Annotated in this window: 20 protein-coding genes, 2 tRNA genes and 1 pseudogene; 6 read left to right on the top strand and 17 right to left on the bottom strand. The window is 52.6% G+C overall.

Features of this window, described 5'->3' with window-relative positions:
- Positions 1–5: 5 nt before the first annotated feature.
- Genes sdhA through sdhC form a run of 3 tightly spaced genes read right to left on the bottom strand, consistent with a single transcriptional unit; the run spans position 6 to position 2,500 of the window.
- Complete coding sequence (gene sdhA, locus INT19_RS16805) at positions 6–1,778, bottom strand: succinate dehydrogenase flavoprotein subunit (protein ID WP_009722512.1); 1,773 nt, start codon at positions 1,776–1,778, stop codon at positions 6–8.
- A gap of 3 nt (positions 1,779–1,781) precedes the next feature.
- Positions 1,782–2,129 (bottom strand): succinate dehydrogenase, hydrophobic membrane anchor protein, encoded by a 348-nt coding sequence (sdhD, locus tag INT19_RS16800; RefSeq protein WP_038482412.1) that lies wholly within the window; start codon positions 2,127–2,129, stop codon positions 1,782–1,784.
- Complete coding sequence (sdhC, locus tag INT19_RS16795) at positions 2,123–2,500, bottom strand: succinate dehydrogenase, cytochrome b556 subunit (protein WP_171880175.1); 378 nt, start codon at positions 2,498–2,500, stop codon at positions 2,123–2,125. The genes sdhD and sdhC overlap by 7 nt, the downstream gene beginning before the upstream one ends.
- Positions 2,501–2,986: 486 nt before the next feature.
- Here sdhC and gltA point away from each other — a divergent pair, with 486 nt between their 5' ends.
- Positions 2,987–4,273: a citrate synthase gene (gene gltA, locus INT19_RS16790; protein WP_083002030.1), complete on the top strand. Its 1,287-nt coding sequence runs from the start codon at positions 2,987–2,989 to the stop codon at positions 4,271–4,273.
- Between the two features lie 142 nt (positions 4,274–4,415).
- The gene (locus INT19_RS16785) at positions 4,416–5,297 is read left to right on the top strand and encodes an NAD(P)-dependent oxidoreductase (RefSeq protein WP_193061584.1); all 882 of its coding nucleotides are present in this window, start codon (positions 4,416–4,418) and stop codon (positions 5,295–5,297) included.
- Between the two features lie 420 nt (positions 5,298–5,717).
- Here the strand turns inward: INT19_RS16785 and INT19_RS16780 are convergent.
- The 3 genes from INT19_RS16780 to gltX form a co-directional block, all read right to left on the bottom strand.
- Positions 5,718–5,793, bottom strand: a tRNA-Glu gene (locus INT19_RS16780).
- 75 nt (positions 5,794–5,868) lie between these two features.
- A tRNA-Ala gene (locus INT19_RS16775) sits at positions 5,869–5,944 on the bottom strand.
- 137 nt (positions 5,945–6,081) lie between these two features.
- Positions 6,082–7,560 (bottom strand): glutamate--tRNA ligase, encoded by a 1,479-nt coding sequence (gltX, locus tag INT19_RS16770; protein ID WP_193061583.1) that lies wholly within the window; start codon positions 7,558–7,560, stop codon positions 6,082–6,084.
- A 285-nt stretch (positions 7,561–7,845) separates the two neighbouring features.
- Between gltX and INT19_RS16765 the strand changes: the two genes are divergently transcribed.
- Positions 7,846–8,370, top strand: a complete 525-nt coding sequence (locus INT19_RS16765) for a helix-turn-helix domain-containing protein (protein ID WP_193061582.1) — start codon at positions 7,846–7,848, stop codon at positions 8,368–8,370.
- A gap of 22 nt (positions 8,371–8,392) precedes the next feature.
- Here INT19_RS16765 and INT19_RS16760 read toward each other — a convergent pair whose 3' ends face one another.
- The gene (locus INT19_RS16760; RefSeq protein ID WP_193061581.1) at positions 8,393–8,974 is read right to left on the bottom strand and encodes a hypothetical protein; all 582 of its coding nucleotides are present in this window, start codon (positions 8,972–8,974) and stop codon (positions 8,393–8,395) included.
- 334 nt (positions 8,975–9,308) lie between these two features.
- Here INT19_RS16760 and dusA point away from each other — a divergent pair, with 334 nt between their 5' ends.
- The gene (gene dusA, locus INT19_RS16755; protein ID WP_193061580.1) at positions 9,309–10,337 is read left to right on the top strand and encodes a tRNA dihydrouridine(20/20a) synthase DusA; all 1,029 of its coding nucleotides are present in this window, start codon (positions 9,309–9,311) and stop codon (positions 10,335–10,337) included.
- Between the two features lie 66 nt (positions 10,338–10,403).
- Here the strand turns inward: dusA and INT19_RS16750 are convergent, their stop codons facing one another.
- Both INT19_RS16750 and INT19_RS16745 read right to left on the bottom strand, forming a co-directional pair.
- The gene (locus INT19_RS16750; RefSeq protein WP_193061579.1) at positions 10,404–11,858 is read right to left on the bottom strand and encodes a catalase; all 1,455 of its coding nucleotides are present in this window, start codon (positions 11,856–11,858) and stop codon (positions 10,404–10,406) included.
- A gap of 311 nt (positions 11,859–12,169) precedes the next feature.
- Positions 12,170–13,201 (bottom strand): succinylglutamate desuccinylase/aspartoacylase family protein, encoded by a 1,032-nt coding sequence (locus INT19_RS16745; RefSeq protein WP_095602439.1) that lies wholly within the window; start codon positions 13,199–13,201, stop codon positions 12,170–12,172.
- 209 nt (positions 13,202–13,410) lie between these two features.
- Here INT19_RS16745 and INT19_RS16740 point away from each other — a divergent pair, with 209 nt between their 5' ends.
- A complete protein-coding gene (locus tag INT19_RS16740) occupies positions 13,411–14,022 on the top strand; it encodes a TetR family transcriptional regulator (protein WP_193061578.1) in 612 nt (203 codons plus the stop codon).
- Positions 14,023–14,084: 62 nt separating this feature from the next.
- Positions 14,085–15,017: an alpha/beta fold hydrolase gene (locus INT19_RS16735; protein WP_193061577.1), complete on the top strand. Its 933-nt coding sequence runs from the start codon at positions 14,085–14,087 to the stop codon at positions 15,015–15,017.
- Positions 15,018–15,043: 26 nt separating this feature from the next.
- Here INT19_RS16735 and INT19_RS16730 read toward each other — a convergent pair whose 3' ends face one another.
- The 8 genes and pseudogenes from INT19_RS16730 to INT19_RS16695 form a co-directional block, all read right to left on the bottom strand.
- Positions 15,044–15,718, bottom strand: a complete 675-nt coding sequence (locus INT19_RS16730) for a hypothetical protein (RefSeq protein ID WP_193061668.1) — start codon at positions 15,716–15,718, stop codon at positions 15,044–15,046.
- 206 nt (positions 15,719–15,924) lie between these two features.
- Positions 15,925–19,110: an efflux RND transporter permease subunit gene (locus INT19_RS16725; protein WP_193061576.1), complete on the bottom strand. Its 3,186-nt coding sequence runs from the start codon at positions 19,108–19,110 to the stop codon at positions 15,925–15,927.
- The gene (locus tag INT19_RS16720; RefSeq protein ID WP_193061575.1) at positions 19,110–20,378 is read right to left on the bottom strand and encodes an efflux RND transporter periplasmic adaptor subunit; all 1,269 of its coding nucleotides are present in this window, start codon (positions 20,376–20,378) and stop codon (positions 19,110–19,112) included. The genes INT19_RS16725 and INT19_RS16720 overlap by 1 nt, the downstream gene beginning before the upstream one ends.
- A 91-nt stretch (positions 20,379–20,469) precedes the next feature.
- On the bottom strand, positions 20,470–21,939 hold the full coding sequence (locus INT19_RS16715) for a TolC family outer membrane protein (protein WP_193061574.1): 1,470 nt from the start codon (positions 21,937–21,939) through the stop codon (positions 20,470–20,472).
- Positions 21,940–22,318: 379 nt separating this feature from the next.
- A pseudogene (locus tag INT19_RS16710) lies at positions 22,319–23,165 on the bottom strand (fructosamine kinase family protein).
- Between the two features lie 89 nt (positions 23,166–23,254).
- A complete protein-coding gene (gene xylB / locus INT19_RS16705; protein WP_193061573.1) occupies positions 23,255–24,739 on the bottom strand; it encodes a xylulokinase in 1,485 nt (494 codons plus the stop codon).
- Positions 24,739–26,226: a mannitol dehydrogenase family protein gene (locus tag INT19_RS16700; RefSeq protein ID WP_193061572.1), complete on the bottom strand. Its 1,488-nt coding sequence runs from the start codon at positions 26,224–26,226 to the stop codon at positions 24,739–24,741. The genes xylB and INT19_RS16700 overlap by 1 nt, the downstream gene beginning before the upstream one ends.
- A 37-nt stretch (positions 26,227–26,263) precedes the next feature.
- Positions 26,264–26,884: a nucleoside/nucleotide kinase family protein gene (locus INT19_RS16695; protein WP_193061571.1), complete on the bottom strand. Its 621-nt coding sequence runs from the start codon at positions 26,882–26,884 to the stop codon at positions 26,264–26,266.
- Position 26,885 lies beyond the last annotated feature (1 nt).

Genomic DNA, 26,885 nt, shown 5'->3' with positions numbered 1-26,885 from the left:
AGAGATTAGTAGGTGCGAACCTTAGGCTCGAATGTATCAACAGTTTTCGGCTTGAAGTTAACGTCGCGCTTCTTCAGCTCTTTCGTGGCCGGGAAGTAAAGCGAGTGCTTCAGCCAGTTGACATCATCACGGTCAGGATAGTCGTAGCGCGAGTGCGCACCACGGCTCTCATTACGCTCAAGGGCAGCAATCGCCGTTGCTTCTGCCACTTCCATTAGGTTATCAAGTTCTAAAGCTTCAACACGCGCCGTGTTGAACGCATTGGACTTGTCAGGCAGGTGCGCATTGGCAATTCGGCTGCGCAGATCCGCCAGTTTCTTGACACCTTCCTGCATATTCTTCTCTTCACGGAATACACCGAAAGAAGTCTGCATGATGTCTTGGAGCTCTGCTTTAAGCTCAGGAATGCTCTCGCCACCTTCCGATTCATTCCAGCGCGTAATACGCTTCATCGCTGATTCAATATCAGATTCAGAAGCATCCAGGTAATCAATACCTTCGTTCAGCGCGCCTTCAATAAACATACCCGCCGCACGACCGAAGACCACCAGATCCAGCAGTGAGTTACCGCCCAAGCGGTTAGCACCGTGAACCGATACACACGCCGCTTCACCACAAGCAAACAAACCGTTAACGATATGATCGTTGCCGCTTTCGTCCTGGGTAATTGCCTGACCATGAATATTGGTCGGAATACCGCCCATCATGTAGTGACAAGTAGGCACGACAGGAATCGGATCTTTAGCAGGATCAACGTGAGCAAACGTTTTCGACAGCTCAACGATACCCGGCAGGCGCTTACCAAGAACTTCTTCGCCCAGGTGATCAAGCTTCAAGAAGACGTGATCGCCCTTCTCGCCACAACCACGACCTTCCAGAATTTCCATGACCATTGAGCGAGCAACAACGTCACGGCCTGCCAAGTCTTTGGCGTTCGGCGCATAACGTTCCATGAAGCGTTCGCCATCTTTATTGATCAGGTAACCACCCTCACCACGGCAACCTTCAGTGACCAGCGTACCCGCACCATAAATACCGGTCGGGTGGAACTGCCACATTTCCATGTCCTGCATCGGGAAGCCAGCACGTAGCGCCATGCCGATACCATCGCCAGTATTGATCAAGGCATTAGTAGTAGAGGCATAGATACGACCTGCACCACCCGTGGCCAGAACAGTGGCTTTCGATTTAACGTGGACAACTTCGCCAGTTTCGATGCACATGGCGATACAACCGACCACATCACCGTTGCTGTTTTTCACCAGATCTACCGCGTACCACTCATTCAAGAACGTGGTGTTGTTCTTGAGGTTGTTTTGGTAGAGCGTGTGAAGCAGTGCGTGGCCAGTACGGTCAGCGGCTGCACAGGTACGTGCCGCCTGACCGCCTTCGCCGAAGTTTTTCGACTGGCCACCAAACGGACGCTGATAAATACGGCCATTATCAAAGCGCGAGAACGGCAGCCCCATGTGCTCAAGTTCAAACACCGCTTTCGGGCCTTCTGAACACATGTACTCAGCTGCGTCTTGGTCGGCAATGTAGTCGCCGCCTTTAACAGTGTCGTACATGTGCCAGCGCCAATCATCGTTCGGATCTGACGATGCGATGGCGCAAGTAATACCACCCTGGGCAGAAACCGTGTGAGAGCGTGTCGGGAACACTTTGGACAGTACGGCTGTCTTTTTGCCAGATTTGGCAAGTTCTAAAGCAGCACGCAAGCCAGAGCCACCGCCACCGATGATAATGGCGTCAAATGTCAGGCTACGAAGGTTAGACATGTATCAAGCTCCCCACAGAATTTGAATGCCCCACACCAGATATACGAAGATGGCCAGAATAATCAGAGTCTGGGCACCCACGCGCAGGCGAGTGGACTTGAGATAATCGGTGGTGACCGTCCACAAACCGATCCAGGCGTGCGCTGCAATGGAAACAAATGCGAGCAGCGAGAAAATACGCATCCAAGTTTGATCGAACAGTCCACTCCAAGCGTAGTAATCCAGATTAGGATTGAGCAGCAGGTAGGCGACGATAAAGACGGTATATACAGCCAGGATTACCGCTGAAACGCGCTGCATTAGCCAATCGGATAACCCGCTACGGCCAAAACTTGTGATGTTGGTTACCATACCCAAACTCCTGCCAGGATGATCAGAACGACACTGACGACAACAGTGATTTGTGCTTTTTTCACGCCACCTTCTAGGGTCACGCCGATATCCGCATCCATCAACAGGTGTTTGATACCTGCTACAAAATGGAATGCCAATGCGGATAACAATCCCCAGGCAATGAACTTGGCGAAAAAGTTATTGGCCAATGCGTTGCTGACGGCATCAAAGCCAGCCGGAGACGATAGTGATTTACCCAGCGCCCAAAAAGCGAAGATCAGGCCAACGAAGAGGATGACACCCGTAATACGGTGTGTAATCGACGTTAGCGCCGGTAGTGGGAAATGTATCGTAGTAAGGTCTAAGTTTACGGGTCGTTTGCTATTCACGGCGTTATACACACTCTCTTGGCCCGCTCTGCGACAGGTCGGGCATGGCCCGAGCGGGCAGTGGTTGCTGGAAGGGGCTCGGCCGTTGCCAAGTCGAGCACGACCTCCTACCTGCCGGTCGCGCGCCGTGGATTATAAGAACCTTCGCCCCTGCTGACAAACCGAACTCAAGCTTAACTCGACTATGGTGCAAGAAAATTGAGGTCAACCTGAGTCGATTTTGCGTTGCAGCATGGTTATAGTGACAGGAGATTGATGGTTTGATAAGTCCGTTAACGTGTCGTCAACCCCCTGACGCCTCTACCACGAACTCCACACTTACCATATACAAAGATTGCCCAATACAACAACAGCTGTACAAGGATACCTAGCGCTTAGGCTAATTGACAAAATGTCGCACACTTCTATAGTAGGCGAGCCTTTTCGCCGGCGCGGTATGCGAAACAACGACATTACGTCCCAAACCGAATTCGAAAGGAGGCCAGCATGGCTGACAGGAAAGCGACATTGACGGTAGACGGTCTAGAAAAATCGATCGAACTACCCATGTATTCCGGCACACTTGGCCCCGACGTCATCGACGTACGCGGCTTAGGTGCTGAAGGCCTGTTTACCTACGATCCCGGCTTCATGGCCACCTCTTCCTGCCAGTCCGCTATCACTTATATTGATGGCGGCAAGGGCGTGCTGCTACACCGCGGCTACCCTATCGACCAACTGGCCAAAGAGTCTAATTTTGTCGAGGTATGCTACACCCTGCTATTCGGTGAGCTACCTAACGATGAACAGTATGCAGATTTCGAGTCGCGCATTCGTAACCACACCATGGTGCACGACCAAATCAACAATTTCTTCAAAGGGTTCCGCCGCGATGCGCACCCAATGTCTATCCTTTGTGGCGTCGTTGGCGGCCTAGCTGCTTTCTACCATGACCACATGGACATCACCCAAGAAGAAGATCGCGTGATCAGCGCTATTCGCCTCATTGCAAAAATGCCGACCCTGGCCGCAATGTCGCACAAGTATAATGTTGGCCAGCCGTTCAACTACCCCCGCAACGACCTGAGCTATGCAGAAAACTTCCTCTACATGATGTTCAGCAACCCATGCGAAGAGTACAAAATCAATCCGGTATACGCGAAAGCCATGGACCGCATCTTTATGTTGCACGCGGATCATGAGCAAAACGCTTCGACCTCTACAGTACGCTTAGCAGGCTCAACCGGCGCCAACCCCTTTGCCTGTATCAGCGCCGGTATTGCGGCACTTTGGGGTCCTGCACACGGCGGCGCCAACGAAGCCGTACTGAATATGCTTGATGAAATTGGCGACGACTCTGAAGAAAACATTCAGCGGTTTGTCGACAAAGCCAAAGATAAAGATGACCCCTTCAAGCTGATGGGCTTTGGGCACCGCGTATATCGCAACTTTGACCCGCGCGCCAAAGTAATGAAAGAGACCTGTGATGAAGTCCTTGCTGAGCTTGGCTTAGCTGACGACCCGCAGCTCAAAATCGCCAAGCGCCTTGAGCAAATCGCCCTTGAAGACGAGTACTTCATTGAGCGCAAGCTGTATCCAAACGTCGACTTCTACTCTGGCATCATTCTCAAAGCCATGGGCATACCGACCAATATGTTTACCGTTATTTTCGCGGTATCTCGCACCATTGGCTGGATCTCTCACTGGCATGAAATGCTCAGCGAAAGCTACAAAATTGGCCGCCCGCGTCAGCTGTATATTGGCCACGACATGCGCGATTATCCTAAAAAATAACGCCACGGTAACAACGTAGCGTCACTAGGATAATAAAAGGCCACCCACGGGTGGCCTTTTGCTTATCGTAAATTCTTTTTTTATTACTCTACACAAAATATTCCACACCCCTAGCACTCATCACACACCCACAAGGTGCTCTATGCGAACCATCACTACTGTTGCTTTTATTGGCCTGGGCGTTATGGGCTACCCCATGGCAGGCCATCTTGCCAAACAAGGCCTTACAACGCGTGTTTACAACCGCACAAGCAGTAAAGCAGATACTTGGGCAAACGAGTATGGCGGCACCGTACACGCCACCCCCAAAGAAGCCGCTGACGGCGCTGACCTTGTTTTGATATGCGTAGGTAATGACGACGACGTCAGGCAAGTAACTACCGGCACCGACGGCGTGCTAAGCAGCATGACAACCGGCACCTACCTGATCGACCACACCACTGCCTCTGCAGACCTCGCTCTGGAACTAGACACCACCTGCCGCGAGCAAGGCGTAGCCTTTTTAGACGCCCCCGTCTCCGGCGGGCAGCAAGGGGCTGAAAATGGCGCACTGACGATTATGTGTGGTGGTGAGCAGACACACTTTGACGCTGTCCACCCCATCCTTAATCACTACGCCCGTGCCGTCACACTGATGGGCAGCGCTAGCAGTGGCCAGCTGACTAAAATGGTTAACCAGATTTGTATTGCTGGCTTAGTACAAGGTCTTGCCGAAGGCCTCCATTTCGCCGAACAAGCAGGTCTGGATCAACAACAGGTAATTGATGTGGTATCCAAGGGTGCCGCTGGTTCATGGCAGATGGAAAACCGCCACAAAACGATGATTGCCAATGAGTACAATCATGGCTTTGCAGTGGACTGGATGCGCAAAGATTTAGGCATTTGCTTAGAGCAAGCTCGTCGACTGAGCGCCACGCTACCCGTCACCGCCCTTGTTGACCAATTTTATGCTGATGTGCAACGTATGGATGGAGGACGCTGGGACACTTCGTCGCTCTTGAAGCGCCTCCAAAAGCCAGAATAATGCTTGACTTTTAAGCGCCTCGATCTTGAAAAGGGTTTTCCACACTATCTGTGGATAACCCTGTTCACAACCACTACAAAACGTCCCACAATCGCCATGAACAGTGACCCAGCCTTAAATTGATCATTTTTTAACCTAATGTAACTTATTGATTTAAAAGAAATAATGCTAAATCACTGATTTTTTGAGACAACAGCTCAGGGTTGTGCACAACCCCTTCTGCAAACTTGCAAAAGTGGACAAGTCAAGCACAAAATCGCCCAAAAACGATTGAAATGAGAATGATTTCAGCCAACAGCCATAATAACGGGAACGCAAAAAACGACAGATGAGTTGCCTCATTGCCTTTAATTAAAATGCGTATTTTGAGAAATGTTTGCCGACAATAAATCTGCAAATAAATTTCGAGGAAGTAGGAGATGGCGTCCCATAGGGGGTTCGAACCCCTGTTACCGCCGTGAAAGGGCGGTGTCCTAGACCACTAGACGAATGGGACGTTATTAACCTAAATAAATACGGCCTTGAGACGCTATATTGAAAACTTTGTATTGAAAACCAGAGTTTTCGATATTGGTGGAGCCTAGCGGGATCGAACCGCTGACCTCAACACTGCCAGTGTTGCGCTCTCCCAGCTGAGCTAAGGCCCCACATGTCTCGAAGACGGAGCGTATGTTACTGATTACGCCCGCCTTCGTCAAGCCTTTCAAGCACCCTTTTCAAGCACTCGTATTACAGACACCTTTAGAAAGCCCGCTAGTGCCATATCCTAAACATCAACTAGACATTAGAGATCACGAAACTCTTTTTCAAAGCGTTTGGCTTGCTTCTTGGAAACACCGCCTAATACGTCAATGGCACTACGTAGCCGTGCTCGCGTCACGTCGGAACCTAAGATCGCCATGGCATCCATTACAGAGGTGCTCGACGTGCTGCCCGTAATGGCAATAAAGACAGGGGCAAGGAAAGCCTTCATCTTAATATCGAAATGCTCAGCAAGCACTTTAACGTCTGCCAAGAGCACTTCTTTCGTCCATGCAGGCACGGCTTCAAAACGCCACACCAAGAACTGCAGCAGCTTAACCAGTTCTTCTTTCTCAAGCTTCACGCTAGCAAAGTCGTTTTCCGTTAGCGCAGGCAGCCCAGAGAAAAAGTGCCCCGCCAGCGGAATTACTTGGGAAAGGGTTTCCACACGAGGACGCACCTGAGGAAGTATTTGTTTCACGTACTCTTCATTGAATGCCCATTCCCGAAGCGCCTGAAGCAGCGCATCGTCATCTAAGTCTTCACGAATATAAACGCCGTTCAACCAGGTCAATTTTTCCAAATCAAACACTGGCCCACCTAACGATACTCGCTGAATATCAAACTCAGCCATCATATCTGACAGGCTAAACTTCTCGCGCTCGTCAGGCATCGACCAACCCATACGGCCTAAGTAATTAGTGACGGCCTGAGGCAAGAACCCCATACGACGATAGTAGTTAATCGACGTCGGGTTTTTGCGCTTGGATAGCTTGGACTTATCGGGATTACGCAGTAGCGGCAAATGGCACAACTGCGGCATTTCCCAGCCGAAGTATTCATAAAGTAACTGATGCTTAGGCGCTGAATTAATCCACTCTTCGCCGCGCAGCACATGGGTAATGTTCATTAGGTGATCATCAACCACGTTTGCCAGATGATAGGTAGGCATGCCATCCGACTTCAGCAGAATTTGAGCATCAACTTGCGCCCATTCAACTTCGATTGTGCCGCGCAACATATCGTTCACCACACAAACGCCGGTGCTCGGTACCTTCATGCGAACGACATAAGGCCAGCCTTCCTGCTCACGACGAGCCTGCTCATCCGCAGCCAACGCTAAGTCAACGGGTTTCAAAGCCAAGTGCATACCCGCCGCTTTGCGAGCTTCCCGCAGTTCACCCAACTCTTCACTGGTGCGGTAACACTTAAAGGCATGCCCCGCATCCATAAGCTGCTGGGCGTACTGGGCGTAGATATCACCACGCTCGCTTTGTCGATATGGGCCGTGAGGGCCGCCCACATCAGGGCCCTCATCCCACTCCAGCCCTAGCCAACGTAACGAATCTAAAATCATCTGTTCTGATTCAGCGGTAGACCGAACCCGATCGGTGTCTTCAATGCGCAGAATGAACTGGCCACCATGCTGGCGCGCAAAACAGAGATTAAACAGCGCGATATAGGCAGTACCTACATGCGGATCACCCGTTGGAGAAGGCGCGATACGAGTACGAACGGTCATCAAAATGTCCTTTTGGCAATAAAGCGTCTCGGCATTATACGCACCCTTAAGGCAACCAGCAGTACCTTGCAGGGAACGAGTTTGACTTAAAAGCGTCTGATCAGAAGTTGGAGGCTCATTAATAGGAAGATGCGCGTTAAAGCACAATCGCTTAGTATGGCGAAGCCCCTATGATTCGTGTTCATACTTGAGAGCGCCTCGCGATTTCTAGTATGCACAGAGCGCCGCCGAATAGGGTGGAAGTACACTCAACGAGCTTGTTTAGCTCAACGATAGGAAAATGAAATGGAATCGCTAGGCTCACGTATAAAGCAACTGCGGCTTCGGGCCAAGCTCAACAAAGCTGCCCTCGCACGTAAAGTAGGCGTATCAGATGTCACCATTTCTTACTGGGAATCCGGTGCTATCAAACAAATCGGCCACGAACGCCTTGTTGCGCTCGCCGATGCCCTTGATTGCTCTTTGGCAACCCTACTAGAAGGTGACAGTGCCGCCCCTCTGTTGATCCTGACACATACTGGTCCCCTCCCCTGGGAACAGGTTCAGGCAACTATGATGACGGTGCCGCATCATCTGCCGCTAAAGATTGACTGGAAAGCTCCCTGCATAATGGCAACCCCCGGCCAAGAAACGGATTTCTCACCGGTGTTAGCAGGCGACTTAGTGCTATTAGGCCCTACCCATGTATTTCACAAAGCTGGTCATTATCTGATCCAGCAAGAACAAGGTTATGTTATTGAGCATTTTGCTAAAGCGCCCAGTGACACCACCATACATGCGGTACTGCTAGCACACTGGTCTCCTGCCTAAAGCATCTTTATCCCCCCACGTCCTACATTTCTTCAACTACGTCCACCTGGTCGCGCGTACGTCTTGGTTCACTGCCCACTAAGAAACTGCGCGAGTAGGTGGCAACCTGCCCTAATCCATGGCGAGTTTGGCTAACCAGCTCGCCAGCCAAATGCTCCCCTTCACTGCCAATGCGCGCCTGAACCACTTCTGGCTGCACGGCGGCTTCTGAAAGCTGGACCTGCACACTATATCGTCCATCCGGTAAGCCACTGCCAGAACCAAAGGGGCCAGCATTAAACCGCCCTTGTAAAACACTGGTACGCTCCTGCCAACGCACGCGGCTTATCTCACGCTCAATGGTTACCTGAATAAGAGCGCCGTCCGGCAGGTTGGTTTCGCCTTCTACCATTAAACGACGATCAGAGCGCAGAGAGGCCCTAGCCGAAATGGCTACAACGAGAGGATCGACCACCTCTTGTGGTTCGGCACTTTGCTGTGGGCTAGGCACTTCAACGACCGGCTCAGGCGACTCTGAGGGTGACTCCTCCTCCTGACCGCCACAACCAGCCAGCAGCAGCACGCTCACCAACACTAAACTGATACCACCTAGTGTCTTATGCATAGAGACTCCTCAACAACGAAATATCAGCTTACCACTGCCTAGCCCTCATCACATTGAATAAGACCGCAAAACAAGCAAAGTGCTGCAGGGCTCAAAAGGCTTATTTCATTGACAAACGAAACTAATTTCGTTTTTGTGGATTCAATACCTACGCGCCGGACTTTGAACAAGCGATATTCACCTTCCACCTTTGCCGGCCTCTACCCTCACAATTGAGCCGCGTGTGCTTTGTACTCAAACCCGCTTTTTGCGTACAATCGCTCGCCAACGACTCCCCCTGCTGTTAAGCAACCACGACTGGCTTATACCGCATCGAATGATGCAAGTGATTGATATGACTAAAACAAGCCCAGCAGATGCTGCTCGTCTGTTTTCCGTGGCACCTATGATGGATTGGACAACCCGCGATTACCGCGCGTTTGCACGCACGTTAACCAAGCGGACATTGCTGTATACCGAGATGGTGACCACTGGTGCCATTTTGCATGGAACGCCCCGTGAGCGCTTTTTAGGCTATAGCGATGTAGAGCATCCGATTGCGTTGCAATTGGGTGGCAGCGATGCGGGAGAGCTGGCCGAGTGTGCAGCCATTGCCGAGGCGTGGGGTTACGACGAAGTCAATCTGAATGTCGGCTGCCCCAGCGACCGGGTGCAGAACAATATGATTGGCGCTTGTTTGATGGGCCACCCTGAAAAAGTGGCGGCGGCGGTGAAAGCTATGCAGGCGGCAGTGTCGATTCCGGTCACGGTGAAGTGCCGTATCGGGATAGACGATCAGGATGAAGATGCTGACTTGGCGCGGTTTATTGAGATTGTGGCGGCTGCAGGTTGCAACATCTTTACGGTTCACGCGCGCAAAGCTTGGCTGCAGGGTTTGTCGCCTAAGCAAAACCGGGATGTACCGCCCCTTAACTACCCCCGCGTGCATCGTCTGAAGCAGAGCCACCCAGAGCTGCATATTGGCATTAATGGGGGGATTAAAACCCTAGCCGAGTGCAAAGCCCAGCTTGAGCACATAGATAGTGTGATGGTGGGCCGCGAGGCGTATCAAAACCCGTGGCTACTCGCCGGGGTCGATGAGCAGCTATTTGGTGAAGCGGGGCCTGCGCGTACGCGCTTGGAAGCGGCTAACGCATTTCGCCCGTATATTCAGCAGCGGTTAGATGAAGGGGCCAAGCTGAATCACATTACCCGCCATTTGCTGGGGTTATTTCAGGGCTGTCCCGGTGGCAGACGCTTCCGTCGCCACCTGTCTGAACACGCGCACAAAGAGGACGCGGGCCTGCGCCTTTTCGATGAAGCGCTTAGCTTAGTTCGCGAACCCGAAACAGAGACTCAGGAAGCACTACAGCCCGCGACCTAGCTCGGCTGCGGGCTGCATATTAAGACGAACGCCTAGCGGCTTGGACGCGCTAGGTGTAAAACGCCGCTATGGATTGCGAACGCCCTGCTCAATCCGCTCGCCGACCTCTTGATCAATATTGCGCCAGTACTCAAAAGCACGTGCTAATACAGGCTCGGTAACGCCACCGGATAAGTGTCCTACCACATTCGACACTAAGCGATCACGCTGGGCATCATCCATTACTTCACGCACTAGCGCATGGGCTTGGCTCCAGTCGTCATCGTCTTTTCTGAGCGTATAGGCCGCACGTACAAACTTTCCGTCTGTTGACCACACCGCGTCTTCTGGGTAGCGCTGAGCATCGGCTTTCGGCCCGCCTTTGCTATTGGGCGTATACACCGGATCGGTAGCGTGCCGAATACGCATCGCACCACCTTGGCTATAGCTGTGCACGGGGCATTTTGGGGTATTCACTGGGATATGCTTGTAGTTCACACCCAAGCGGGCACGGTGAGCGTCAGCATAAGAGATAGAGCGTGCCAATAGCATTTTGTCCGGTGATAATCCGGTCCCCAGCACCATGTTATTAGGCTCAAACGCGGCTTGCTCAATTTCGCTATGAAAATCCGTGGGATTACGGTCGAGCGTCAGCTTACCAACTTCGATTAACGGGTAGTCTTTATGAGACCACACTTTGGTCAAGTCAAAAGGATTCACTCGGTAGGTCTTGGCATCATCAAACGGCATAATCTGCATGTTGAGCGTCCACGTAGGATAGTCGCCCCGCTTAATGGCCTCAAACAAGTCACGACGATGATAATCGGCATCACTGCCGGCCATCTGATCGGCCTGCTCTTGGGTCATGCATTTAATCCCCTGATCAGTTTTGAAGTGATACTTCACCCAAAACCGTTCTCCTTCAGCATTTACCCACATATAGGTGTGGCTGGAGTAACCGTTCATGTGCCGCCACGTGGCTGGCACGCCTCGATCGCCCATCAACCATGCCACTTGGTGAGCTGACTCAGGTGCCAGTGTCCAAAAATCCCACTGCATATCGTGGTCACGCAGGCCATTATCCGCTCGGCGTTTTTGCGAGTGAATAAAGTGTTGGAATTTCATCGGGTCGCGGACAAAAAACACGGGGGTATTGTTACCCACCATGTCGAAGTTGCCTTCTTCGGTATAAAACTTAATCGAGAAACCGCGGGGGTCGCGCCATGTGTCAGGGCTGCCGCTCTCCCCGGCGACAGTCGAAAAACGAATCAGCACGTCGGTCTTAGTGCCCGGCTGTAGAAACTTGGCTTTGGTATAGTGGCTAACATCGTGGGTTACTTCAAAATGCCCAAACGCACCACTCCCCTTTGCATGAGGTTGGCGGTCAGGAATCATTTCACGGTTAAACGCCGCCATTTGCTCCATCAAATAGTGATCATGCATAACAATGGGGCCATCAGGGCCTACTGACAGAGCATGCTCGTCGCTTGAAACCGGAATACCTGACTCATTCGTAGTGGGATGCTGGCTATCACTGCTCATGACACTTCCTCCTTGTCATATTCGACATGGCACGATTCGTACCACTGGAAAAAGGCCGCCTTTAACAGGCTATATTAATCTAAGCTAAAGCGGCCACCCCACAGATATAGCCAACTCACGTGCATCACGCCACCTGTGACTCGGTCACTCTCTCTATTAAGCCAATAGTTTTTAGCTATAATTTTTTAATGAAAAGCCTTTAACAATAATTTTCAACAACGGCTTGTGAGCAGATGTTCAAAGGTCTCTTGGTAGAACACCGTTACTTAGTAACAGTGCTCATCATCAGTACCAAGTACCAAAGCCGAGTATCAATACATCGCATCAGGCTGAGGCGTCAGGCTTGATTGAAAATTTTCAATCGCCGTCTCAGCTTCTTCAATCTCATCAAAGCGGGCGATGTGATAAAGCGCTTCACCTTCGTTCGCTAGCGGCAGACGGCTCATACCAATAACAATGCCGTCGGCCATAGAGAGCACCTCACCTTCATCATTGCCGAAGGGGTCTGCCACTTTACCGAGCACCTCGCCTTTTGCTACCCGAGCGCCCAGGCGCACCTTAGGACGCAAAATGCCATCAATAGGCGCCCTCGCCCAGCTGGAGCCATTGGCAAGTTCAGCAGGCATTGGCGAGCGGCGACGCTGCTCGCCGGTCAGCATACCTAAACGGCGCATCACGCGTAAAACGCCACGCACGCCGGGGGCAATTGCCCACTCATCAAAACGTAGCGCCTCACCAGCTTCATAAGTAAGCACCGGAATGCCACGGTTCTGAGCATAGTGGCGTAAGCTACCTTCGCGGAGCTCTGCATTGAGTACCACAGGGGCACCAAACGCATCGGCCATGCGCTCAGTTTCACTGCCTGGCTGTAACTGAGCACGAATTTGCGGAAGATTGGTGCGATGAATAGCACCCGTATGCAAGTCGATAATATGCGTGGCGTGATCGACAATTTCATCGCGAAATAGCGCCGCAATACGCCCACCTAACGAGCCCTTTTCACTGCCCGGAAAACAGCGGTTCAAATCTCGTCGATCTGGTAAATAGCGCGTTTGCTGTAAAAAACCGAAAACATTGACGACGGGTACAGCAATTAACGTGCCACGCAAGCTATTGATTGCTTTGGAACGCAGTAGGCGACGAACAATTTCAACTCCATTAATTTCATCGCCATGAATCCCTCCACATACCAGCATGACCGGGCCATCTTTACGCCCATGCACGACTTCGACCGGAATATGCAGCTGCGTGTGGGTATACAGGCGTGCTACAGGCACATCAATTTGTAAGCGTTGGCCAGGCATTACAGTGCGCCCAGCCAGGGTAAAGGGTGCTCGCGCCATGCTGAGAATCCTATAGCGTGCCTAATAACGGTTTCGTTTCGAAACGGCGTTTCCAAATTAATCTTATACGCTTTTTACTGACAAATGACGAATTTGTTAATCCACGTTATGAGCTAAAGTAATTAACCATACAGTTTTGAATGTAAAAAGTGGTGCACATAAGATAAAATGGGCGTATCACGTGTCAATTACTGAGGTTACGTTTTTATATGGCAAGAAAAACCAAAGCGGAGGCTGCTGCAACTCGCGAAGCGCTGTTGGATGCGGCTGAAGAGGTGTTTTTCGCAAAAGGCGTAGCTCGCACATCGCTGGAGCAAATTGCTCGTCACGCCGACCTGACGCGCGGTGCTGTTTATTGGCATTTTAAAAATAAAGGCGACCTTTTTATGGCGCTAGTGGAGCGTGTGCACATGCCCTTCCAGTCACTAATGGAAGAGGTAAATAACGCCGACCCGACTATCTCACCACTAACTGCCATACAACTTGCCTGCCATGCCGGCTTAAACCGCATGGAGCAGCCATCCCATCAGCGCATTTTATCAATTCTGCTGCATCGCTGTGAATTCTTTAGCGATATCAACCCGATTCAGATGCAAGATGAGATCGCAGACGAGTGTTTTGATGAAATGCTGTCGGTATTTCAACTGGCCCAACAGCAGCAGTTGCTACGCGCTGATCTAACCCCTGAGGTGGCAACGCGGCTTATGCAGGCAGCACTGGGTGGCTTGTTTCATGACTGGCTGCGAAATCCAGAATCTTTTTCATTGCGCGAACGCGGCGGTGAGCTCATCGATACATTAATCACCATGATGAAGCGCTAACCATCTCGCTGCAATGCAGCAACACACCTATACTGAACGGATTGTCAGCATAGGATAATTTTATGGATGCATTGGAATTTGTTCGTATCCGCGAACTTGATATCGCTGTGCGCATTTGGAATCCCGACGCACCCCGCACGCTGATGGCATGGCATGGCCTTGCGCGCCACGGCGGTGATTTCGAAGCCCTAGCCCATCAGATGGGCAGCGAATGGCGTATTCTTGCGCCAGATACACCTGGTCGCGGCCTTTCCAGCTGGTCACTGTTTCCTGCCCACGATTATCTCTACAGCCACTACATGACCGTGGCGATAGGCGTGCTAGATCATTTTCAATTAAAGCAGGTCGACTGGCTGGGCACTTCCATGGGCGGGCTATTGGGCATGCTGCTGGCTGCTGACAAAACACATCAACATCGGATTTCTAGGCTTATCCTGAACGATGTTGGGCCTGAGTTGAATAAAGACGGCCTAATCGCGCTCTCCAGTTATTTCAGCCTAACTCACCGTTTTACGAACTTTGCAGACCTACAAAAAGAGCTGACACAGCACTACGCAAGCTTTGGAATCACCTCTGATGATGAATGGCAAGCGCTGGCATTGGGAAGCGCACGACGACTCCCTGATGGTAGTTGGACCTATCACTTCGACCCCCGTATTGGCGAGCAATTTATCCATGACACACCGCGAGACACATGGGCAGATTGGGCAAATATTCACTGCCCTGTGATGGTGATTCGAGGTGCCGAATCAACCTTACTGGATGCCGAAACGCTGCCGCGTATGAAAGAGGTGCAACCCAGCTTAGTTACTTTCACCGCCCCAGGCTGTGGCCATGCCCCTATGCTGAATCAACCCGAGCAAGTAACACCGCTCCGTCAGTTTCTCGACACGCCACTCAGCGCCTTCCCCCGTAGCAAACCAACAAGCGTCACCGCCACTTCGCACCCTGTTGGCCAGTGGCTCATTAAGCAGTGGCGGCGCCTATTTGGCTAGACAATACGTTGGCTAGACAACATTCGCTAGGTGGAATAGCCGTTTGAATGATGCTTGCGGTGCAAGCGCAGCTTATTCACGCGAACGCGCGTATCGAGATACTGTTGCTCAAGCACACTGCGGTACGCGCCTTCGTTGGCAAGATATTTCACAAGCACTCGGCGTTCGCCAGCTTGCGGGCAGTCCCCCGCTTTGCAATGCAATTTGACGGCGCTGCTGGGTTCATTTTCCAGCTGAGCAGATGCATATTCATCATTCTGGCGTTCCGAGACAACGACCGTAGCGCCCAATAAACAGCGGCGATTGAATGGCTGATAGCGATGAAGCGCGCGTTGCAATGAATGGCACACGGCTGCCGCAACTGGCGACGCAACTGCAAATGAGATCCACAGCACGAGCACACCGACAGGCACCCTCAACATACCCAGCGATAACCAGCGGAGGGCTAGTAGCTCAATAGCCAGCGAAATAGCACCCGCGAAAAGTACCAAGAAGCTTAACGCAAGCGTGGCAGGTACACCTGCAAAGCCTAAAGACACCAGTGTGCTGGCCATATGATCGTCGCGTAGGCTATCGCGCTCAAATAGCTCCAACGGTGCAAGCCTGATTAACACCAGCAGCCAGTAGAGCGATATCAAAGCCAACAAGAAGGTAAAGACAATCGTTGGAAATTGCAGTACGGCGGAAACAAGTGATTGCATCATGGCGTGTTCTCCTCCAGACGAAGCCTGGTGATGTTTTCGCTTGACGTTATATTTATTAGCACAAGCTAAAAACAGGGTCTCTTTTAGCGTAGACCACCTTACGCGTTTATGTGGTTCTCTAATTGCTCTTGATCAAGTTTGTAAAAAAAACGGGCACCATGAAAACATGGTGCCCGCTAGCAAGTCGCTAAACAGCGTTATGCTTAGTCGTGACCTAGCGCTGCCTGCTCGTTGTTACCATCCCGGTCAGGGTGGCGTTTCCGATAGAGCCAATCAGACACCGTGGCAATCATTGCGTAGAAGCTTGGAATAAACAGGCTTCCCAGCACGGCAACAGACGCCATACCGACCGCAACGGTGGTACCTATGTGGTGGCTACTCACATCGCTCGCGCCAGAGGCCAGTGCCAATGGCAAGGTACCGAAGATAAAGGCCAGTGAGGTCATAACGATAGGACGGAAACGGAGCTCCGCGGCGGTAATCGCTGCTTCACGAATCGACTTACCATGCTCTTTGCGCTGCAACTCCGCAAACTCAACGATAAGGATCGCGTTCTTAGCGGCCAAGCCAACAACCACCAGCATCCCAATCTGGACATAGACACTGGTATCCAGGCCTCGCAACGCAATACCACCCACGCCGCCCAAGAAAGCAAACGGCGTGGCAGTAAGTACCGCTAGTGGTAGCGACCAACTCTCATACTGTGCCGCCAGTATCAAGAACACCATCAAAATACCAAACACAATGGCGAGCAAAGCGGTATTGCCAAGGTTAGACTCTTGGTAGGCAGTCCCCGTCCAGCCCATTCCCCAGTTTTGGCCCAATGTTTCCTGAACCACTTCCTCCATCGCTGCAATAGCCTGTGTAGAGCTGTAGCCTGGCGCTGGATTACCCTGGAACTGAGCCCCCGCATAAACACCGAAGCGAGAAACAACAGATGGACCCGTTTGGCGTTCGAGCGTTACAAACTCAGAAAGAGGAATGCGCTCACCATTGCCACCACGTACATAAACGCTGCTCACATCATCGGGCGTTTTACGGAATTTATCTTCATTCTGTAAATAGACCTGGAAGTTACGGTTTTGGTAGCTAAAGAAGTTAACAAAACCATTACCGAAGGTGTTGGCTAGCGCCGAGTTGATATTCTCAAGGGCGACACCATAGCTCAGCGCTTTTTGCTGATCTATTTCCGCACGGTAAGAAGGCACATTGACGTTAAACGTTGTAAAAACGCGGCTTAATGCCGGGTGCTGGTTAGCCGCCTGCATAATTTGCAATGACGCTTGATACAACTCGCGAGGTGACGAGCCTTCAAAAGATTGCAAATAACCGGTGAAACCACCCGTTGTTGAAAGCCCCATGATCGGCGGTACGTTAAACGCCATCGCAGAACCACCATCAATGCTCGCCCCCAACTGCATAATACGGCCAACCAACTCATTAGCCGTTAAGTCACGTTCTGCCCAGGTTTTCATGTTGATAAACATAATGCCCCGTGCAGTATTGACCGCACTCGACAGAATGTCGTATCCCGCGACAGCAGAGGAGTACTCAACGCCCGGAATGGCTTCTATCTGTGAGCTAAGCTCATTCATATAGGCTTGGGTTCGGCTAAGCGACGCAGCATCGGGCAATGAAACGCTAACCAGCACGATACCTTGGTCAGTTTCCGGCACAAGTGTGGAAGGCGTATTTGCATAGAGCCAGTAAGAACCGGCCCCCACCGCCACAGTCAGCGCAAGCGCTAACACCCAGAAACGCACCAGCTTTTTCACAAACCACATATAAACGGCGGTAAAACCAGCGAAGAAGCGGTCAAACAGGCGCAGCGGCGTGGTAATCGCACGCCGGAACGCGGACTGTTTCGTTTTATGCAGGTTATGCTTAATGAAGATGGCCGACAGCGCAGGGGTGAACGTCAGTGCCATCAGCGCCGATAGCGCCACCGATATCGCCACGGTAATCGCAAACTGCTGATAAATTTGGCCGGTAAAACCGCCCAGGAACGCCACGGGTACAAACACCGCCGCCATAATCAGCGATGTGGCAATAACCGGGCCACCCACCTCTTTCATCGCGCGGATAGTGGCATCACGAACCGTAATATCGTCCTCTTCGCTCAATACCCGTTCAACGTTCTCCACCACCAGAATCGCATCATCCACCACGATGCCTATCGACAGCACCAGAGCGAAAAGCGTTAGAAGGTTGATTGAGAAGCCAAACAAGTAAAAACCAGCAAAGGTACCGATAACCGAGACCGGCACGACCGACATAGCAATGACCGTAAAGCGCCAGTTCTGCAAGAAGATGAACAGAATCACGATAACGATCAGGAACGCTTCAATAAACGTATGCAGAACGGTTTCTACCGAGGCATCAATAAACAGCGTGGTGTCGTAAGGCGTTACATACTCAAGCCCTGGCGGAAAACGCCCCGATAGTTCTTCCATCGTGGCACGCACTGCTTCAGCGGTTTCCAGTGCGTTTGCACCCGGCTGCTGGTTGATGATGATCGGCGTCATTGTGGCGCCGTTTAAGCGTGCATCAACACCATAGAACGAAGCGCCTAGTTCAATACGTGCTACGTCCTCGAGACGCAGCGAAGAGCCGTCAGGATTCGTACGCAGATAGATATTGCGGAAATCATCGGTTCCCGATAAACGCCCACCGGCGGTAATTGTATAGGTATAAGCACGCGGTTCGCTTTGCGGTGTTGCCGCTAAGTTACCTGCGGGAATTTCGGTATTCTGCGCGCGAATAGCACTGGCCACCTCACTGGGCGTGAGGTCATACTGAGCCAGCTTGTCAGGGTCCATCCACACCCGCATCGCAAACTCACCACCGCCTAACACTTCGGCATTCCCTACGCCGGGCACTTGGCGTAGCTCATCCAAGATATTAAGCGTGGCGTAGTTCTGCATGTAGATTTTGTTGTAGTCACCGCTAGGAGACGTCAAGGCAACAAGCATCAGAATAGAGTCAGAGCGTAACTCAACCGTCACCCCTTGAGACTGAACCGCCTCAGGTAACTGCGAAAGCGCGCCCTGCACTCGGTTATTGACATTGATGGTGTTGATATCACCATCAGTGCCAATGTTAAACGCAACACTCAGGCTCATAAGACCATTATCAGCGCTGTTTGAGGTCATATATAGCATGTCCTCAACACCATTGATGGCCTCAGCAAGCGGTGCCGCGACGGTTTGCGCAACCGTCTCAGCATCTGCCCCGGGGAACTGAGCCTGAACGGACACAGTGGGAGGTACAACGCTGGGATACTGCTCTATCGGCAGTATTCGCATCGCCATCGTACCTACCAGCGTCAAGATAATCGCCAAAACGGTGGCGAAAATCGGTCGGCTGATAAAGAAGTTGGAAAAGTTCATTATTGCGCGCCCTCTTCCCCTTCAGCGGGCTGTGCGTCAGCCGCCCCATCCTGCATTGCCTCTGCCTGCCCGGCTTCTTGCTGGGCGTCTTCCTGCTCAGCTTCTGCGACGATGTCGGCAGCGTTACCTTCAAATGGCTGGGGGTCAATTAGCATTCCTGGCTCCAGACCAGCGGGGTCGCCTACGATGACACGCTCGCCAGCAGTCAGGCCATCATGAATGATTTGCCATGGGCCAGCCACTTCACCGAGTTGAACCGTGCGCTCGCGCGCTTTATTTTCATCATCGACAATAAAGACCCGCGGTCCCATTAACCCTTGAGTAACGGCAATTTCTGGTACGGCCAGTACATCAAAACGCTTCAAGCCTTCAACACGAACCCGGACAAACTGACCAGGCAATACCGCGCCATCAGGATTTGCGAACGCTGCTGACGCCTGCACCGTACTGGTGCCGCTATCAACACGAGAACCCAGGAAGCTCAAACGACCTTCAAGCTCAGCGCTGTCGTCACCATACTGTCCTGGCACACTCAAACGCGCGGTTATGTCTGATGCGCTACCACTCTCACCCAGCTGTCGACGCAGCTCAAAAGCATCGCGCTGAGGTAGTTGAAAACGCACTTCAAGAGGATCAAGCGGCGTAATAGTGGCTAACTCAGTTCCTGGCGTCACCAAATTACCAACGTTTATCTGACTTAAACTGATCATGCCAGACACCGGTGCGGTGACGTTTGAATAGCCTAAATCAAGATTAGCACTGGTTAACGCAGCATCGGCTTGAGCGACACTTGCTTGGGCAACGCGCTGGTCAGCTAGTGCTTGGTCATACTGCTGACGACTGACCGAGTTTTGGCTCAGCAACTGCTCAAAACGCTGCGCATCACGCTGGGCACGGGCCAGTTCAGCGCGCGCACTTTGCAAGTCGGCCTCACGCTGGTTAACGGTTGCTTGGTAGAGATCTGGCTCGATGGTATAGAGTCGGTCCCCCTGCTCTACCAGTTGCCCTGGCTCAAAATGGCGCTCTTCAAGAAACCCGTTCACCCGTGCCACAAGCGTGACTTCACTGTCGCTGCGCAGCAGTGATGGGTAGGATTTATTCAGAGGAATATCCTGGCGGGTTATTTCAGCTACTTCTACCGCATGAGGCGGAGCTTCCTGCTGCCCAGCCTGCTGTTGCTGAGGTTGCTCCTGGCCGCATGCGGCTAGCGCCAATGCAGCTATCAGCGTCACTAGACTCGCTCTACCTGAGTGAATCGTTTTCTTCATACGTTGGTTTCCCATTAATCTTTTCAACATTGACGGATAGCAGCACAGCGAGAGGTTGGTTAATGTGTTAGAAAACTAACAACTCGCTAGCTTACGCACCCGGCGTGGGTGGAGCGCCAATATCCATAGCCCTCTGGTAGGCGTCGGGGTCGCCACCCTCAGGCAGAGTGAAGTTCACCTCATCTCCCGTTAGCCACGCATTGACGTCTTCAATCGCCTCAACGTCTAACAGACCCGCCTGCTGGCGCAGTGAGAGCAAATTAACCACATAGTCATAACGCGCTTCGGCATAGTTAGCGATAGCGTTATAGAGGCTTTGTTCAGCGTTCAACACGTCCACGATATTACGTGTGCCTACTTCATAACCGGCACGGGTAGCTTCTAAAGCACTACGGTTAGAAACGATGGCCTGCTGGCGAGCCTCAACGGTATCGACGTTGTTGCTAACCTGGGTATAGAGCGAACGCACTTGTTGGATGGTAGTACGGCGTTGGGACTCGAAATCGTATTGGCTACTTTCAAGCTGGAAGGTACCTTGGCGAATACGGGCGCTGGTGGTGCCACCGGTATAGATAGGTAAGTTCGCCGAGACACCCACTTGGCTTGACGTGTTGTAGCCACTCACCAAATCACTATCGCTATCCGAGTACTGGTAGTTAGCAAATGCCTGAACCGTCGGCATACGTCCAGCACGCGCCAGCTCGACGCCTACGCGGGAAAGCTCAATGCCTGCCTGCTGCGCTAATACCTGCGGGTTACGCTCAATGGCTTGCTCTACCCAATAGTTACGATCCGTAGGGGTTGGCAGGGCAATCGGCATACTATCGCCTAACGCGTCGATACTGGCGTAACGTTGCCCCGTCAGCTGTTCAAGCACCTCAAATGCCACCTGAAGATTACTCTCTGCTGCTATGCGATCAGCGCGGGATTGATCAAAGCTCGCCCGTGCTTCCTCTACTTCAGTGATAGCAATGAGACCTACTTCAAACTGCTCTCGAGCCTGCTCAAGCTGGCGGCCAATCGCACGCTCTTGAGCTAAACGCGCCTCGAGCACTTCGTGGGCACGCAAAATATCGAAATAAGCGCTCGCGACATCAATCAGCAACTGCTGCTCAGTGGCGGCCAATAAGTACACTTGTTGATCAATCTGACGTTCAGCCTGATTCACTTCCTCACGTGTGACAGCATTGAAGAGTGCCTGGGTCGCCTCAAGTGTTAATGACGCGGTGTTGTAGCGATCATCGCTGACACCCGCCGCATTAGAACCGGCACCAGCGCTCTGCCCAACTCTAGAGGAGGACTGGCTTTCGTACTGCTGGTTATGGACGACATTGCCGGAGGCATTTACCTGAGGCAACAGCGCGCCACTTGCCACATCGCTTGCCGCTTCAACACTTGAAAATTCAGCACGTGCAGAGGCCAAGGCAGCGTTGTTATTAAGCGCATCGCGAGTGATATTGACTAAATCTGCCGCTTGAGCGGGCAGGACGAAAGAAGATGTCAGCACTGCTAATAGCAGGGGACGAAAAGGGGCATTGACTGCCCAGTGTGCCAGTCGCATGGGATTGCCTCTAGGTGTCAACGTAGGGTGACGATAATGATAGCCATTCTGAAGGGTGGCATTATAGTTACATTCATGTATGTATGCTAGGCTTGAACTTAACCTAAATATATGAACAGCGTCACGTATAGATAACCGTACTACACAAGACTCTCTATTACCTTAGTCCAAAGCTCCATGAGCTTGCAGCTTTTTAGCGCTCCTTTACCCACTCGAATCTTAAGTGAACCATGTTACAGCTAATGTAATTACACGCTAACTAAAGTGAGCGCTTGAGTCTCTCAACAACATGCGGCAGTGATTGGCAATCCAAACAGATAGCTAATAAAGCGAGAAAATCAGCACCATCACCACTATTGCTCCGCCAAACGCTGCCCCATTAACTCTCAAAAGCTTCCAATACTGCCACGCAGCGTTCAACGGCACTGTGATACCCTGAACCAAATAACAGCAGATGGTTAAGCAATGGATAAAGCTGAAACAACGCTTCGCGTCTTGGCCAGTCGGTTGGCTTATCGCCGTTCCAGTAAGCATCAAAAAAAGGTGCGCTAGGCGATCCAAACAGGGTCAGCATGGCCAAATCAACGTCGGGATAATGGCGATAAACAGCAGGATCGATCAGTGCCGGCCCTCTAGTGGTTGTCAGCACATTACCCGACCATAGATCACCATGAATAAGGCTGGCAGACGAATCTGGCAGCCATGTTTCTAGTTGCTCTGCTTGGTGTTCAACACGGCGTCGCAACGCGCCATTCAGCAGGCCCTGCTGATAACAAGCTTGAGTAAGAGGCAGTAGACGCCGTTCGCGCTGAAACGCACGGCCATCTGCCAGCGGGGAGTTGGGTTGGGGCGTACGCCCACACGCATTGTCCTGATGCCAGCCATGGGCATCACCTATCACACCATGCAACTCACGCAGCCCTTCGCCTAAAGCGACGCTACTTTGGGTGTTTGCGGGTTGGGTATCGAGTGACTCTATCACCAGCCACCCCATCGTCTCTCCTAGCACCTCAGGTATCACTAATGACGTACCCGCCCCCTTGAGCGCGCGAAGCCCTTCTGCTTCGCCAAGCAATCGCGCGGAATCGTCGTGTTTGATAACGACTTGCCCTTGACGAGTAGTCAAGGCGTAAACAGCGGCTATATCACCCCCCACTGAGTGGCTGCAGCTTATCAGTGGGGGTTAATCCCAGCGTATCTAGCAGATCGCGCAAAACGGCATCCATGACTCTCTCCACTCAAGGCGCGTGTACTCTCCGCATCTCTCCTTAAACGGTACAAGGCAAAGCAATATCTTTCTAGGCAATCCGCATTATTAAACGTTATGACGCTGAGCAAGCGCCTCGCGATAACGCTGATAAATCACCTCATAAGCAGAAACACGCTTAGCGTCAGGGTCGGCAAGGGAAGCGGCATCCAGGTGCACCAAGCGCTCACAAAGCGATGCCAAGGTCACACCCTCCTGATGTAAGTCGCACCAAGCCGCTTGAATAGCCGCCCCTAACGCGGCGGCATCGGTAATCTCTGGGCAGATTACCTGGGTATTAGTAATGTCAGCCACCATTTGCCGCCAGACTGGGCTCTTGGCACCGCCGCCAATCAGCCTAATCTGGCTGGTGCCGTCAGCTAGATCACCTAATAGTTCCAAGCCATAGCGCAGGCCAAAAGTAGCGCCTTCCATCACCCCTCGGCAGAGGTTAGCTTGAGTCATATTAAGGCTGGTCAAACCAAGAAAATCACCCGTCGCATTGGGCAGCATCGGCACCCGTTCGCCGTTAAAAAACGGCAGTACAATCACTCCCTCGGCCCCAATCGGCGAGCTGGCAACCTGGTCGCCAAAGGCGGCTAAATCCAGCCCAAACAGCTCACGCACGCGAGTAGTCGCAGAGGTAACGTTCATCGTGCAGATTAACGGCAGCCAGCCACCGTGGCTGGCACAGAAGCTGGCCACCATGGCGCTATCGCACACCACCGAATTAGGTGAATAAGCGCACACCGTGCCGGAGGTTCCTAAACTAAGCGTCACCAGCCCCTGAGTAATATTACCGGTGCCAATTGCGCCTAACATGTTGTCGCCGCCGCCAGAAGACACCACCACATCATCATGAAGCCCCAACTCTTGCGCCACTAGCGGGCGCACTCGCCCTGCTGGCTCGTGCGCCTGGATAAGGCGAGGTAGCACACGGTCAGGGTCAAGTTCCGGCGCAATGGCTGCAAATACCTCTTTCTGCCAGCATTGGGCACGGGTATCAAAATAACCGGTGCCCGACGCATCACCCGCCTCAGTGACCCGCTCACCGGTCAGCCAGAAGTTGAGGTAGTCGTGGGGCAGTAGCAGAGTGGCTATACGCTGGTAGGCGTCAGGGTGATGCTCCCGCAGCCACGCCACTTTAGATGCGGTATAGCCAGTCTGTAACACCAGACCAAGCTTCTCCAGGCAGCCCGCTTCACCGCCAAGTCGGTCGACTAAATCGCTGTTTTGAGCACTGGTTTCGGTATCGCACCACAGTTTGGCGGGATACACCGGCACACCATCCGCATCCAGTGCCACCATGCCGTGCTGCTGTCCGGAAACGCCAATCCCCCGCACCTGCTTGGCATCAATACCAGCATGCTCAAGTGCTTGAAAAAAAGCTCCTTTGAGCGCTGCCAGCCACTCTGCTGGCGCCTGTTCCCGGCGGCCATGCTCTCCCTCGTCTAGGCTATGGGGACGACTGCCTTCACCCAGGATGACGCCACGCTCCACATCTACCACCACAACTTTGGTACTCTGTGTACCGCAATCTACCCCGATATACATCACAACGTTCCTTTGGACGCGACCAGAGCCTCAAGAGTAGCCCGTGCTCCCCGTTCATGCAGCGACGTCAATGACTTTAGGTAAGCGTTTAGAAAGCGAGGCTGGTCAGCCAAGTCGCCAAACAGCTCGCGGTTCTCGACAAACGCAGCGGGGTTCGTGCGGTTGTTAGTGGCAATAGCCATCAATGGCTCACGCAGACGGTCCACAATATCGATAGCTTCTCCCTGCTCATCGACGCCTTCAGCGTAACGTGCCCAGCTGGCGACCACGGCGGCGCTGCGCTTAATCTCACCTCCCAGGGCAAGTTGCTGGCGAATGACAGGCACGAGCCATTTGGGAATGCGATCAGAGCTTTCAGCACAGAGTCGTGCCAGAGTGTCTTTAATTTGCGGGTTGGCGAAGCGTTCAATCAGGGTCAGCCGATAGGTTTCTAAATCTACCCCTGGCACTGGCGCCAGCGTAGGCGTGCCCTCTTCACGCATATAGCCCAGCAAAAACTCGACAAACAGCGGGTCTTGGCAAACTTCATGGGCATAGCGGTAGCCTGCCAAGTAGCCGAAGTAAGCAAGCGCCTGATGACTGGCATTGAGCAGTCGAAGCTTCATCAGCTCATAAGGCTCTACATCATCGACAAGTTGCACGCCTACTTTCTCAAGCGCCGGGCGACCCAAGGGAAAGTGATCTTCCAACACCCATTGGGTGAAGGGCTCGCATACCACTGGCCAGGCATCTTCTACATCAAACCGCTGGGCCAGCTCGTCAATATCCGTAGGCGCTGTCACTGGTGTGATGCGATCCACCATGGCATTGGGAAACGCCACTTCGGCAGCTAGCCAGTCGCCAAGCCCTGCGCTGCGTGCACGGGCGTAGGCACTGAACATGCGTTTAGCCACGTCACCGTTACCTTGAATATTGTCGCAGGACATCACCGTAAAAGGTGCAATGCCTCGCGCCCGGCGGCGAACCAGAGCTTCCACCACTAAGCCAAAGCTGGTGGAAGGCTGCTCTGGGTGGGCGAGATCATCACGTACCTGTGGAGAATCCAGATTGAATTCTCCAGTCACTGGATGGAAGTTGTAGCCACCTTCCGTCACGGTGAGCGACACAATCTTGATGGCGGGATCGGCCATTTTTTCGATCACCGCTTCGGGGTCTTCTGGCGCAAACAGGTAATCCACCATACTGCCGATCACACGGGGCTGATACTCGCCGTCGGGGTGTTTCACCACGAGCGTATAGAGATAGTCTTGCGCAGCAAGGGCCTGCTGCATACGCTTATCGCCGGGCATTACTCCCACCCCCACAATGCCCCACTCAAGCGCCTCACCCTGGTTCATTAGTGCGTCTAGGTACATCGCTTGATGAGCACGATGAAAACCACCGACGCCAATATGCACGATGCCTGGCGTCACGGCCTGCCGATCATAAGTAGGCGTCTCAACCGCCGCACTGAGAGCACCCATGTTGTGATTATTAAGCTGAGTCATCGTCACTCTCCGGGTCATTTGTTAGCCACGCCGCGCCCTAGCGCCAGCGCTGGTCAGGTGGCACGCTGCCGTTTTTTACAAGTTCAGCGTTAAGCATGTCTTTTTGATGAGCGCGCTCGAGAGCGCCGATATGGTCTTGGCCCATGCACAGCCAGCGATTCACCAACCGCTCAACCAGTACGGCATCGTCCACATCGATAAACAGCGTCCAGTCGAACAGCTTGTGCAGCGCCCGCCAGGGTTCTTGATCCAGCAGTAGGTAATTACCTTCCACAATCACAATGCGCTGCGCTGGAGTAATCAACCGCCCCCCGGCTCGAGCAAGATCCAGCGGACGGTCAAACACCGGCACCGCTACCGGTTGATCTGCGCGACGAATGCGCGCTAAATCATGATGTAAGCCATCGACATCGAAGGTGTGCGGCGCGCCTTTCACCGGCAGTTGCTCATCACCTAGCACGGCGTTATCGAAGTGGTAGCCATCCATCGGCACCACGGCTGCCTGCCCTGGCCGCTGCTGATTAATCGCATCGCATAACAGCGCGCTGCGATAAGACTTACCTGCCCCGGGGGGCCCCGCCAGGGCAACCATAAAGCGCGTTTTGCCTTCGGCGGCATCCAACAGTTGGTGGCTTAACGAAACAAGATCAGGGGTCATA

This window comes from Halomonas sp. 3A7M (assembly GCF_014897875.1).
Classification (GTDB): domain Bacteria; phylum Pseudomonadota; class Gammaproteobacteria; order Pseudomonadales; family Halomonadaceae; genus Vreelandella.
This window is presented reverse-complemented; position numbering and strand designations above follow the sequence as displayed.

What these genes read in the sequence shown, in the direction of transcription:
- sdhA (WP_009722512.1), bottom strand. Translation starts at nt 1,778, where the DNA reads ATGTCTAACCTTCGTAGCCTGACATTTGACGCCATTATCATCGGTGGC.
- sdhD (WP_038482412.1), bottom strand. Translation starts at nt 2,129, where the DNA reads ATGGTAACCAACATCACAAGTTTTGGCCGTAGCGGGTTATCCGATTGG.
- gltA (WP_083002030.1), top strand. Translation starts at nt 2,987, where the DNA reads ATGGCTGACAGGAAAGCGACATTGACGGTAGACGGTCTAGAAAAATCG.
- INT19_RS16785 (WP_193061584.1), top strand. Translation starts at nt 4,416, where the DNA reads ATGCGAACCATCACTACTGTTGCTTTTATTGGCCTGGGCGTTATGGGC.
- gltX (WP_193061583.1), bottom strand. Translation starts at nt 7,560, where the DNA reads ATGACCGTTCGTACTCGTATCGCGCCTTCTCCAACGGGTGATCCGCAT.
- INT19_RS16765 (WP_193061582.1), top strand. Translation starts at nt 7,846, where the DNA reads ATGGAATCGCTAGGCTCACGTATAAAGCAACTGCGGCTTCGGGCCAAG.
- INT19_RS16760 (WP_193061581.1), bottom strand. Translation starts at nt 8,974, where the DNA reads ATGCATAAGACACTAGGTGGTATCAGTTTAGTGTTGGTGAGCGTGCTG.
- dusA (WP_193061580.1), top strand. Translation starts at nt 9,309, where the DNA reads ATGACTAAAACAAGCCCAGCAGATGCTGCTCGTCTGTTTTCCGTGGCA.
- INT19_RS16750 (WP_193061579.1), bottom strand. Translation starts at nt 11,858, where the DNA reads ATGAGCAGTGATAGCCAGCATCCCACTACGAATGAGTCAGGTATTCCG.
- INT19_RS16745 (WP_095602439.1), bottom strand. Translation starts at nt 13,201, where the DNA reads ATGGCGCGAGCACCCTTTACCCTGGCTGGGCGCACTGTAATGCCTGGC.
- INT19_RS16740 (WP_193061578.1), top strand. Translation starts at nt 13,411, where the DNA reads ATGGCAAGAAAAACCAAAGCGGAGGCTGCTGCAACTCGCGAAGCGCTG.
- INT19_RS16735 (WP_193061577.1), top strand. Translation starts at nt 14,085, where the DNA reads ATGGATGCATTGGAATTTGTTCGTATCCGCGAACTTGATATCGCTGTG.
- INT19_RS16730 (WP_193061668.1), bottom strand. Translation starts at nt 15,718, where the DNA reads ATGCAATCACTTGTTTCCGCCGTACTGCAATTTCCAACGATTGTCTTT.
- INT19_RS16725 (WP_193061576.1), bottom strand. Translation starts at nt 19,110, where the DNA reads ATGAACTTTTCCAACTTCTTTATCAGCCGACCGATTTTCGCCACCGTT.
- INT19_RS16720 (WP_193061575.1), bottom strand. Translation starts at nt 20,378, where the DNA reads ATGAAGAAAACGATTCACTCAGGTAGAGCGAGTCTAGTGACGCTGATA.
- INT19_RS16715 (WP_193061574.1), bottom strand. Translation starts at nt 21,939, where the DNA reads ATGCGACTGGCACACTGGGCAGTCAATGCCCCTTTTCGTCCCCTGCTA.
- xylB (WP_193061573.1), bottom strand. Translation starts at nt 24,739, where the DNA reads ATGTATATCGGGGTAGATTGCGGTACACAGAGTACCAAAGTTGTGGTG.
- INT19_RS16700 (WP_193061572.1), bottom strand. Translation starts at nt 26,226, where the DNA reads ATGACTCAGCTTAATAATCACAACATGGGTGCTCTCAGTGCGGCGGTT.
- INT19_RS16695 (WP_193061571.1), bottom strand. Translation starts at nt 26,884, where the DNA reads ATGACCCCTGATCTTGTTTCGTTAAGCCACCAACTGTTGGATGCCGCC.